This is a genomic window from Streptomyces sp. NPDC007162 (genome assembly GCF_040634175.1).
GTDB lineage: Bacteria > Actinomycetota > Actinomycetes > Streptomycetales > Streptomycetaceae > Streptomyces.
Genome location: NZ_JBEYFC010000363.1, coordinates 1 through 9,616 on the forward strand (window position 1 = coordinate 1; position 9,616 = coordinate 9,616).

8 protein-coding genes and 1 pseudogene are annotated in these 9,616 nt (G+C 71.1%); 4 read left to right on the forward strand and 5 right to left on the reverse strand.

From position 1 onward, the window contains the following. Both ABZ646_RS32275 and ABZ646_RS32280 read right to left on the reverse strand, forming a co-directional pair. Window positions 1–226 (reverse strand): annotated as a pseudogene (locus ABZ646_RS32275) (amidinotransferase); the annotation flags it as partial. A gap of 145 nt (window positions 227–371) precedes the next feature. Continuing rightward, window positions 372–857 carry an Lrp/AsnC family transcriptional regulator gene (locus ABZ646_RS32280; protein WP_360526720.1) on the reverse strand — a complete coding sequence of 162 codons (486 nt, stop codon included), beginning with the start codon at window positions 855–857 and terminating at the stop codon, window positions 372–374. Between the two features lie 111 nt (window positions 858–968). On the opposite strand from ABZ646_RS32280, the gene ABZ646_RS32285 reads away from it, so the two are divergent. From ABZ646_RS32285 to ABZ646_RS32300, 4 genes are read left to right on the forward strand one after another with little or no spacing between them, the layout of a single operon-like run. After that, window positions 969–1,718: a LytTR family transcriptional regulator DNA-binding domain-containing protein gene (locus ABZ646_RS32285; RefSeq protein ID WP_360526723.1), complete on the forward strand. Its 750-nt coding sequence runs from the start codon at window positions 969–971 to the stop codon at window positions 1,716–1,718. Window positions 1,719–1,720: 2 nt separating this feature from the next. Then, entirely contained in the window at window positions 1,721–2,080 is a 360-nt protein-coding gene (locus ABZ646_RS32290) for a hypothetical protein (protein WP_360526726.1), read from the forward strand. A gap of 22 nt (window positions 2,081–2,102) precedes the next feature. Beyond that, complete coding sequence (locus tag ABZ646_RS32295) at window positions 2,103–3,815, forward strand: cation acetate symporter (RefSeq protein ID WP_360526729.1); 1,713 nt, start codon at window positions 2,103–2,105, stop codon at window positions 3,813–3,815. After that, window positions 3,812–5,017, forward strand: a complete 1,206-nt coding sequence (locus ABZ646_RS32300) for a histidine kinase (RefSeq protein WP_360526732.1) — start codon at window positions 3,812–3,814, stop codon at window positions 5,015–5,017. The genes ABZ646_RS32295 and ABZ646_RS32300 overlap by 4 nt, the downstream gene beginning before the upstream one ends. Before the next feature lie 4 nt (window positions 5,018–5,021). Here ABZ646_RS32300 and ABZ646_RS32305 read toward each other — a convergent pair whose 3' ends face one another. The 3 genes from ABZ646_RS32305 to ABZ646_RS32315 are packed head-to-tail and all read right to left on the reverse strand — an operon-like array spanning window position 5,022 to window position 9,214. Next, complete coding sequence (locus ABZ646_RS32305; protein WP_360526734.1) at window positions 5,022–5,204, reverse strand: hypothetical protein; 183 nt, start codon at window positions 5,202–5,204, stop codon at window positions 5,022–5,024. A 45-nt stretch (window positions 5,205–5,249) separates the two neighbouring features. Next, window positions 5,250–7,337 (reverse strand): galactose oxidase-like domain-containing protein, encoded by a 2,088-nt coding sequence (locus tag ABZ646_RS32310; RefSeq protein WP_360526737.1) that lies wholly within the window; start codon window positions 7,335–7,337, stop codon window positions 5,250–5,252. After that, on the reverse strand, window positions 7,334–9,214 hold the full coding sequence (locus ABZ646_RS32315; RefSeq protein ID WP_360526740.1) for a glycosyltransferase family 2 protein: 1,881 nt from the start codon (window positions 9,212–9,214) through the stop codon (window positions 7,334–7,336). Before ABZ646_RS32315 ends, ABZ646_RS32310 begins: the two co-directional genes overlap by 4 nt. Between the last annotated feature and the right edge of the window lie 402 nt (window positions 9,215–9,616).

The following is a 9,616-nucleotide window of genomic DNA, read 5'->3' on the forward strand; positions in this document are numbered from 1 at the left end:
GGCCCGTCACGCGGTTGAAGGCCAGGGCCGACCAGCTCGGCACGCTCTCCGTCGACGTGCCGTGGGCGCGGTAGGCGTCGATGAGCGCCGTCCACTGCTCCTGGGCCAGATCGACGTCGACCCTGGTGTCGGGGTTCATCCAGGGATTGATCGCGTACTGCACGGCGAAATGTCTGGGTTCACAGACAAGGAAGCGCCTGAGACGCGGCACACGGCTTTCGGACACAGAGGGGTTCCTCCGCTTTCCCGCGGTGTCGACTGAGGGTTGACACCACGGTAGAAAGCGCCGGATACGGGCGACAAGAAACGAATGCTGCGCGTCTGCGCACGAATGCTGCGTCTCCGGTCATACAAACGCAGCGTCGATGCGTTTACTCCGGAGCTGCGGCCGTCGCGCCCGCCTCCGGGCTCTCCGGCAGCAGGTGCGAGAGCACCATCACGCTGATCGTCTTCCGGATGAAGGGCTCGACCCGGATCCGTTCCAGCACCTCCTCGAAGTGGTCCACGTCCCGGGCCCGTACGTGCAGCAGCGCGTCCGCGCCGCCGGTCACCGTCATGGCCGCGGTGATCTCCGGGTGGTTGCGCACCACCTCCGCGAGCCGCCGGGGCGGGGCCGCGCCCTCGCAGTACACCTCGACATACGCCTCCGTGCGCCAGCCGAGCGCCGACGGCTTCACGGTGGCCGTGAACCCGGTGATCACACCGGTCTCGCGCAGCCGGTCGACCCGCCGCTTCACGGCTGTCGCGGAGAGCCCGACGGCCGCGCCGATCTCGGCGAAACTGGTCCGCGCGTTCGCCATCAGCGCGGTGGTGATCTTCCGGTCGAGATCGTCGAAGGAGGCGGTGCCGCTGTTCATGTCCGCACTGTAACCACGCGGAACGGCACTTCGGGAACACCACTTCGTCCGGCGCGAACGTCCACGTCCGCGACATGTCCAGCGCCCCGCCGCGCCGCCTACACTCCGTTCATGCTGCGCGCTCTCGCCGTCGACGACGAACGCCCCTCGCTGGAGGAGCTCCTGTATCTGCTGCACGCCGATCCGCGCATCGGCAGCGTCGAGGGCGCCGGGGACGCCACCGAGGCGCTGCGCCGCATCACCCGCGCCCTGGAGTCGGGACCGCAGGGCCCCGAGGCCGTCGACGTGGTCTTCCTGGACGTCCAGATGCCCGGCCTGGACGGACTGGAGATGGCCCGTCTGCTCACCGGCTTCGCCCGGCCGCCGCTGGTCGTGTTCGTGACCGCCCACGAGGACTTCGCGGTGCGGGCCTTCGACCTCAAGGCGGTCGACTACGTCCTCAAACCGGTCCGCAAGGAACGCCTGGCGGAGGCGGTACGGCGGGTGGCCGAACTGCGCGACGCCGCACCCCGGATACCCGTCCACGAACCCGACCCCGACCACCTCCCGGTCGAACTGGGCGGCGTCACACGGTTCGTGGCCGTCGACGACATCACCCACGTCGAGGCCCAGGGCGACTACGCCCGGCTGCACACCGGCCGCGGCAGCCACCTCGTCCGCATCCCGCTGTCCACCCTGGAGGACCGCTGGCGCTCCCGGGGCTTCGTGCGCATCCACCGCCGCCACCTCGTCGCCCTCCGGCACATCGGCGAACTCCGCCTGGACGCCGGCGCGGTGAGCGTCCTGGTCGGCGGCGAGGAACTCCAGGTCAGCCGGCGCCACGCGCGCGAGCTGCGGGACCTGCTGATGAGGAGGGTCTGACCGTGCCCGGCGAGCCCGTCGAGCGCCGGGTCACCGTAACGGGACCGCCCCGCCGCAGCCGCCGCGCCTCGGGTTACTACCGGCCGCGCACCGAGATCGACGAGCAGACCACCCTCGGCCACACCTACGTCCGCTCCCTCATGCGCTCCCAACTGCGCGCCGCCCTCACCGTGTTCGCGGTGCTCGTGCTGCTCGTCGGACCGCTCCCGCTGGTCTTCGCGGCCGCCCCCGAGACCCGCCGCCTGGAGTGGCTGGTGCTCGGCTTCTGCCTCTACGCCCCGCTGATCCTGCTCGCCCGCTGGTACGTACGCCGCGCCGAACGCAACGAGGAGGACTTCGTCCGGCTCGTCGAGGACCGATGAACCCCCGCCGCGACGAGGTGAGATGAACTCCAGCTATGCCGTACCGGCCGTGGCCCTGGTCGTGGTCGCGACCGTCCTCGTCGGCGCCTTCGGGCTGCGCGTCTCGCGGACCACCTCCGACTTCTACGTCGCCTCACGCACCGTTGGCCCCCGCCTCAACGCGGCCGCGATCAGCGGCGAGTACCTCTCCGCCGCCTCCTTCCTGGGCATCGCCGGGCTGGTCCTCGTGCAGGGCCCCGACATGCTCTGGTACCCGGTCGGCTACACCGCCGGCTACCTGGTCCTGCTGCTGTTCGTCGCGGCCCCGCTGCGCCGCTCCGGCGCCTACACCCTCCCCGACTTCGCCGAGGCCCGGCTCGCCTCGCAGCCGGTACGGCGGCTGGCCGGCGCGTTCGTCGTCGGCGTCGGCTGGCTCTACCTGCTGCCCCAACTCCAAGGCGCCGGACTGACGTTGGCGGTACTCACCGGCGCGCCCGACGCGCTCGGCGGCCTCATCGTGGCCGTGGTCGTGGTGGCCACGGTCGCCGCGGGCGGCATGCGCAGCATCACCTTCGTCCAGGCCTTCCAGTACTGGCTGAAACTCACCGCACTGCTCGTCCCCGTCCTCTTCCTCGTCCTCGCCTGGCAGCACGCCGGTGCCCCCACGCACGCCTTCGACGAACCGGCCGCCTTCCGCGACCGGCGCACCGTCGACGTCCAGGACACCCTCGCCGTCAGGCTCGACCGCCCCCTCACGGTCACCGTCACCGGCACCGTCGACGGCCGCCCGTACCGGGACGCCAGGGTCACCCTCCCCGAGGGCGGCCACCGCATCGCCGCCGGCACCCGCCTGACCTTCGCCAAGGGCACCCGGGTCCCCGCCACCGAGCGCGGCACCAACGGCGGCATGTCCACCTCACTCGCCGAGAGCCGCGAGGAACGCCCGCTGTACGCCACGTACGGACTGATCCTCGCCACCTTCCTCGGCACCATGGGCCTGCCGCACGTCGTCGTCCGCTTCTACACCAGCCCGCACGGCGTCGCCGCCCGCCGCACCACGGTCGCCGTCCTCGCCCTGATCGGCCTCTTCTACCTGCTGCCCCCCGTCTACGGCGCCCTCGGCCGCCTCTACACCCCCGAACTGACGCTCACCGGTGACGCGGACGCCGCCGTGCTGCTGCTGCCGGACCGCGTCGTCGGCGGCCTCGGCGGCGACCTGCTCGGCGCCCTGGTGGCCGGCGGCGCCTTCGCCGCGTTCCTCTCCACCGCCTCCGGACTGACCATGGCGGTCGCCGGCGTCCTCACCCAGGACGTCCTGCCGTCCCGCGGCGTCCGGCACTTCAGGCTCGGGACCCTGCTGGCGATGGCCGTACCGCTCGCCGCCGGCGTCCTGGTCGGCGGACTGCCGGTCGCCGACGCGGTCGGGCTCGCGTTCGCCGTGTCGGCGTCCTCCTTCTGCCCGCTGCTGGTCCTCGGCATCTGGTGGCGGCGGCTGACCCCGCCCGGGGCGGCCGCCGGGATGCTGGTCGGCGGCGGCTCGGCGTTCTGCGCGGTGGCCGCGACGATGGCCGACTTCCCGGGCACCGGCAACCTGCACGCCCTGCTCGCCTGGCCGGCCCTCTGGTCGGTGCCGCTGGGCTTTTTCACCATGATCCTGGTGTCCCTGGCGACCGCGAGCCGGGTGCCCCCGGGGACGGCGGCGATCCTGGCCCGCTTCCACCTCCCGGAAGAGCTGCGCGCGGAGGCCAAGGCATGACCGGCTTCCTCGCGGGCCTGTGCGTGGCCGTCCTCCCGCTGCTGGCCGCCGGTTTCTGGCTGGGCCGCCGCACCGCACGCCCCGAGAGCCTCGGCGGCCTCGGCACCCCCGTCGAACACGCCACCTTCGAGACCCTGCACACCGCGTCCCTCGCCGCGCCCCCGCTGCGCGCGGGCCTGACCGAGGAGACCGCCCGCCGCTCGGCCCGCCGGCTGCGCACCCTGCTCGGCACCGACGCCCTCTGCCTCACCGACCACGAGAACCTGCTGGTCTGGGACGGCGTCGGCGGCCACCACCGCACCGAGATCCTGGAACGCCTCACCGGCCCCCTGGAGTCCGGCCGCGGCGAGGCCTTCCGGCTGCACTGCGACACCCCGGACTGCCCGGTCCGCTGGGCCGTGATCACCCCGCTGACCGTCGACGACCGCGTGCACGGCACCCTGGTCGCCTGCGCCCCGCGCGAGTCCGCCGTCCTGGTCCGCGCGGCCGGCGAGGTCGCCCGCTGGGTCAGCGTCCAGCTGGAACTGGCCGACCTGGACCGCTCCCGCACCCGGCTCATCGAGGCCGAGGTCCGCGCGCTGCGCGCCCAGATCTCCCCGCACTTCATCTTCAACTCGCTCGCGGTGATCGCCTCGTTCGTGCGCACCGACCCCGAACGCGCCCGTGAGCTGCTCCTGGAGTTCGCCGACTTCACCCGCTACTCGTTCCGCAGGCACGGCGACTTCACCACCCTCGCCGACGAACTGCACGCCATCGACCACTACCTGGCGCTGGTCCGGGCGCGCTTCGGCGACCGCCTCACGGTCACGCTCCAGATCGCCCCCGAGGTACTGCCGGTCACCCTGCCCTTCCTCTGCCTCCAGCCGCTCGTGGAGAACGCGGTGAAGCACGGCCTGGAGGGCAAGGCCGGCACCTGCCACATCCAGATCACCGCCCAGGACGCGGGTGCCGAGGCGCTGGTCGTCATCGAGGACGACGGCGCCGGCATGGACCCGGCGCTGCTGCGCCGCATCCTCTCCGGCGAGCTCAGCCCGTCCGGCGGCATCGGCCTGTCCAACGTCGACGACCGGCTCCGCCAGGTCTACGGCGACGACCACGGCCTCGTCATCGAGACCGCCGTCGGCGCGGGCATGAAGATCACCGCCAGGCTGCCCAAGTACCAGCCCGGCGTGCACCGGGCCGCCCCCCTCACCACGGACTGACCGGTCAGCCGCTCTGCTGGGTCATCACCATCGCCAGCGTGAGCAGCCCGAGCACCACCCAGCCGAACCACAGCCAGCCGTTGCTGCCGAGCGCCACCGTATAGGCGGTCACCACCACCAGGCCGCCCACGGTCAGCACCCCCATCGCCTTGGTGGAACCGTTCGAACCGTTCGCAGAACCGGGCATCGCGGCACCCTCCTCGTGGTCCGTCCCCCTCCATGGTGCCCCGGATCAGCCCTCGCGGGCGTTGAGCGAAGCCAGATAGGCGTTGTACGCCTCCAGCTCCCTGTCGCCGTCCCGGTCGGCGGCCCGGTCCGTGCGCCGCGCCTGGCGCTGCTCGGAGCCGTACCACTGGAACAGCAGCGCGATCAGCACCAGCACGGACGGGATCTCACTGAACGCCCAGGCGATCCCGCCGGCCGCGTTCTGGTCGGCGAGCGCGTCTATGCCGAGCGAGGCGGGCGGGTTCCGGTTCTCCGGCACGGTCACCGTGATCCGGTTCCCGGACGCCCTGAAGTCCAGCGCGACCGACCGCTGGTCCACGTCGGTCACATGGGTGGTGGCGCTGGGCCGGATCAGCCGCACCTTCCTGATGGCCGAGGCGTGGAGCGAGGTGAACGTCCCCGTCCCGCCCCGGGCGATGGTCCCCGGGCCCCCGCCCAGCGACGGCCGCGAGTCCCGGTAGAGGTAGGGCGGGGTGTAGATCTCGATCCGCTGCTCGAAGACCCCGGGTTTCGTGTCGGCCTTGTCCGCGAACAGAGGGTTGGAACCGAAGAACATCACCCGGCCGTCCGGCAGCAGGACCGACCCGGAGTGGTAGTCCCGGCCGACCAGCGGATCGGCGACCCTCCTGAAGGAGTTCGTCCCGGGGTCGTAGAGCCGCGCCTGCCTGATGTCGGAGGCGCCGCGGCCGCGGTAGTCCTCGGAGCCGCCCGACACCAGCACGCTGTCGTCCGGCAGCACCGAGATCTGCGGGTAGCGGGTCCCCTTCGCCAGCCTGGGCCCGTCCGTGAACCTCGGGTCGGGGTCCTTGAGGTCGATCAGCCGGGTCCGGTTCGTGGACCGTGCGGACTCGCCGACCCCGCCGCCGCCGACCACCAGGTACTTCTCGTCCTGGGCCGGCGGCAGCAGCACGGTCCCGGACGTCTCCAGCAGGTCCGGGTCGCTCAGCCCGGCCAGCCTGGTGAACCGGTTGGTGTCCACGTCCCAGATCCCGGGGTCGCGGCCCACGTCGTCCGGCCCGTACCCGGCGTTGGAACCCGAGTAGAAGATCTTGCCGTTCTGCAGCAGGAACAGCGCGGGGTAGGTCGGGAACTGGCGCTGGTGCCTCGTGTACGTCCAGGTCCGCGTCCTCGGGTCGAAGACCTCGTTCTTGCCCGGCACCAGCTGCCCGATGTCGTCGAGCCCCGACACGCCGAGCACCTTCCCGTCCGACAGGGTGGTGAGCGTCGGGTACCAGCGGGCCTCGTTCATCGGGTCGACCCTGATGTACTTCTCGGCGACCGGATCGAATTCGTAGGCGTTCTTGATGCCCTCGAAGTCCCGCTTGTCGAGGCCGAGTTTGTTGGCGATGCCGTAGGTGTTGCGGGCGTCGGCGCCGGTCAGGCCCTGGATGCGGTAGTTGTCCTGGGTGCCGGTCTCGTACTTCGTGCCCTGCCCCGGCGCCTCCACGATCACCCGCGCGTACCCGGGGTTGTTCCGCAGGTACGCGCCGGTCCTCCGGTCGAAGACCTTGGTCGCGCGCGGGACCAGCACCGGGTCGTCGGAGAGGAACGTCCTGCCGTTGCGCTTGCCGGTGAACCGGGTGCCCTTGGGCAGGGTCATCGGTTTGTCGGGGTTCTCGTTGTAGAGGATCATGACGCCGCCGGCCTTCTTGACGTCGCCCTTGAGCTTCTCGTACCGCTTGGTGCCGCCCGCGATCAGGATGTTGCCGTCGGCGAGCTGGGTGTGGCCGGTGCAGAACAGGTCGGCCGGGGTGGGCACCTTCTTGACGGTGCCCTTGACCGGGTCCCAGATCCGGCTGTCGTACCGCTTCGCGTCGAAGTTGTCCTGGTTGTTGCCCGAGCCCGCGACCAGCAGCACCTTCCCGGTGTGCAGGAGCACCGCGTGGATGGTGTCCTGGCGGTACTCCTCGGGGAACTCGACGATGTCCCAGTGGCCGTTCTCGGCCTTGTACTCCGGTCTGTTGATCTTGTACTCGTGGTACTGCTCGGTCCCGAAGCGGTACATCCACGGCCCGTTCGTCCCGGCCAGCACGAGCACCACCGCGGTGCCGATCGCGAGACGACGGGCCCGGCGGCGGCCGGCGCTCTCGGTCATTCCTCACGCCCCCCGAGTCCGCCGCCGAGCGCGATCCGCACGGTCTGTTCCGGGTCCCCGCCGCCCGCGGGCGTCCAGCTGGGCCGCTGCTGGGGGAGATGGGCGTGTCCCGGCGGCACCGCGTCCTCGGGCTCGGCGTTCCGCCTGCCCTCCTGGCGCAGGGCGAAGCGCCAGGCGAGGATCGGCGCGGCCGTGATCAGGAGGGCGAGTGCCGCCCAGGCGATCATCGCGGGCTGGGCGTGGCCGCCGGCGACTCCCGCGACCAGCGAACCGCCGAAGACCAGGATGAAGAACCAGTGGATCCGGAACGTCCCGAACAGTGTGTCGGGGCTGGCGGACTCGCCCTTGGGCGTGACCACGAACCTGCTCCTGCGGCGCAGCACCGCGTCCATCAGCGAGCGGGCGTAGATCGGTGCGGACAGCGCCGACATCACCATGCCGGCCACGCCGCCGGAGCCCTCCGGTTCGTGCGGGGAGACGTTGTGCCGGCGGTTCCAGACGTAGAGGCCGATCTGGAGCGCGGAGGCGTTGCCGTAGAGCATCAGCCACACGGTCGGGTCGATGTTGACGCCGGAGGCGCCCAGGCCCAGGAAGAGCGCGCAGCTCAGCGCCGCGAGGATCCAGTTGAGGGCCGACATCGGATAGAAGATGATCATCATGGTGTAGTTGAAGAGCCTGCCGGGCGGCAGCGAGAACAGGCCCTTCCAGAACTGCTTGAGGATCGTCTCGTACGTCCCCCGCGACCAGCGCAGCTGCTGGGTGAAGAAGTCGGTCCAGGCGTTCGGGCCCTCGCCGACCGCGAGGACGTCCGGGGTGTACACCGAGCGCCATTTCCGGCCGGTCGCCGGGTTCCGGGCGCGGTGCATCTCGAAGCCGGTGGCCATGTCCTCGGTGATCGAGTCGTACAGGCCGCCGATCTGCCGGAGCGCCCTGATGCGCACGGCGTTGGAGGTGCCGACGAACATCGGGGCGCCGTAGCGGTTCCCGGCCCGCTGGATCAGGGCGTGGAAGAGGAACTGCTGGGACTCGGCGGCCTTGGTGACGAACGTGTCGTAGTTGCCGTACACCTGCGGGCCGATGACGAAGCCGACGTCCGGGTCGCGGAAGTAGCCCAGCATCCGCTCCAGGTAGTTGGGGAGCGGGACGTGGTCGGTGTCGACGGAGGCGAAGAAGTCGTACGCGTCGCCGTGCGCCTCCAGCCAGGCGTTGTAGTTGCCGTGCTTGGTCCTCGCGCGGTGCGGGCCGGTGGGCCGGTTCCACCGCTCGACGCCCTTGCGGGTGAAGTGGTGCACGCCCAGGCGCGCGCAGACCTGCTTCACCTCCGGGTCGTCGCCCTCGTCGAGCAGCCAGACGTGCAGCAGCCCGCGGTGCCGCAGCCGGACCGCCGCCCGGAGGGTCCGGGTGACCATGTCGAGGGGTTCCTTGCCGGGCACGAACGTGGTGATGAAGGCGACCCGGGTGCCGGTCTGCGGGACCACCGGGACGGGATCGCGGGCGACCAGGGTGGCGTGCGCGTTGGACAGCACGTTCATGCAGCGGAAGAACTCGATCAGGCCGATCGACACCAGCATCACGACGTCCAGCGCCGGCAGGAAGCCGTAGGCCGGGTAGTCCCGCCGGGTCCAGTGCTCCGGTTGCAGCAGCCAGGTCAGCAGGACCAGCGACAGCAGCGGGGCCGCGCCCAGCATCAGCGCGGCGCGGACGCGGTGCGGTTCCTGGGAGAGCAGCGAGCGGTACTGCACGGTGTAGGGCCGGGTCGGATCGGGCTGCGTGAGGGGGCCCGCGAGCCGGCTGTAGTGCTCGTAGTCGTATCTCGGCAGTGTCTTCTTGATCCGGCGCAGGGCGCCGGTGCGGTGCCCAGGCGTCGTCGACGTCATGAGTCATCCCCCCACACGCAGGTCAGCGCGTGTTCATCGGTCCCACCGCCCGGCCGGGTCCCCCTCGACCCACACGGGCGCGTCAATGGCGGGACACAGTCCTCCACAGGAATGGACACGGACTGTGACCGTCCGGTTGCATGATGCCCCCCTCGGCACCGATTCATGACCGGGGCCCCTCACCCCGCAGATCCGGCAACCGGTTATCTACCCCCCAAGTGCCGCAATTCATCGGCACTTTGGGCATCCAGGGTTCTACGGCGCTCGGCATGATCGCAAGGGTGGAACGCGCTGTGCGCATGCCAAAAGGCCCCCCGCTGCTGCGGAGGGCCTTCCGGTCGTCTGTGCGCCGCCAGGGACTCGAACCCCGGACCCGCTGATTAAGAGTCAGCTGCTCTAACC